The 1,063-nt window shown below is 72.6% G+C and carries 1 protein-coding gene; it reads right to left on the bottom strand.

The features are described 5' to 3' along the window. Positions 1-515 precede the first annotated feature (515 nt). Positions 516-1,063, bottom strand: a 548-nt coding sequence (locus tag R6V09_RS53740) for a DUF4190 domain-containing protein (RefSeq protein WP_317888639.1), incomplete at its 5' end; no start/stop codon positions are given.

The following is a 1,063-nucleotide window of genomic DNA, read 5'->3' as shown; positions in this document are numbered from 1 at the left end:
CGGAGTTGGGGCTCGCGCTGGTGGAGGGCCGGGGGCGGCTTCCGCGCGGCGAGCCGCCGGGGGCGTGTCGGCGAGGGCGATTCGGCTACGGCTGGGTTCGCCCTGGTGGAGGGCCAGGGGCGCCTTCGGCGAGGGAAGCCTCGGGCGCGTATCGGGGAAGGCGCTTCGGCCACCGCTGGGCTCGCACGGATGAAAGGCCTGGGGCGGCTTCAGCGCGGCGAGCCGCTGGGCGCATGTCGGGGAGGGCGCTTCCGCCGCGACTGGGCTCGCACAGGTGGAAGGTCAGGGGCGGCTTCCGCGAGGGAAGCCTCGGGGGCGTGTCGGGGACGGCGCTTCGGCCACAACTGGGCTCGCACTGATGGAGAGCCAGGCGCGACCTCAGCGGGGCGAGCCGCCGGGCGCATGTCGGCGAGAGCGCTTCCGCTGCGGCTGGGCTCGCACAGGTGGAAGGTCAGGGGCGGCTTCCGCGAGGGAAGCCTCCGGGGGGGGCTTGTCGGCGGGGGCCTCTGTTGTGGTCAGTCCTGCATCAAGGTCGGTGCCGACAGGCTTGGGGCGGAGTTGTAGGACGAGGTCGAGTCCGAGTCCTGACGGTCCTTCTCGTGCACGTAGGCCGCGAAGCTGATGCCCAGGAGGGCGATCACGGCTAGGCCGAGGATGATGCCGACGATGCCCGTGATCAGACCCGCCTGGGCCTGACCTCGGTTGGTGGCCTCGCCCCGGTCGGCCCGTTTCTTGCCCTTGACACCGAGGACGACGGCGATGACACCCAGGACCACGGAGACGATGCCGTAGATGCAGAAGAGGCAGCAGGACAGGATGCCCAGCACCAGAGCCACGGTGCCCATGTTGTTCTGCGGAGCCATCGGCATACCGGGCCAGCCGTAGCCCTGCGGGTAACCGGGGTAGCCGTAACCGCCGGGCACTCCCGGGGCGCCCGGCATGCCGGGTCCGGCGGGGGCGTTGGGCGGGCCGTATCCCGGGGCGCCGTAGCTGGGGAGGCCGGGGGGTGTGCCGGGTCCGCCGGGGGGTGTATTGGGCTGGCCGTAGCCGGGCGCCCCGGACG

The sequence above is a fragment of the Streptomyces sp. W16 genome, from assembly GCF_033194735.1.
Lineage (GTDB): Bacteria > Actinomycetota > Actinomycetes > Streptomycetales > Streptomycetaceae > Streptomyces.
Note: the sequence above shows the minus strand (reverse complement) of the source record. Positions and strands in the feature narration are given on the sequence as shown.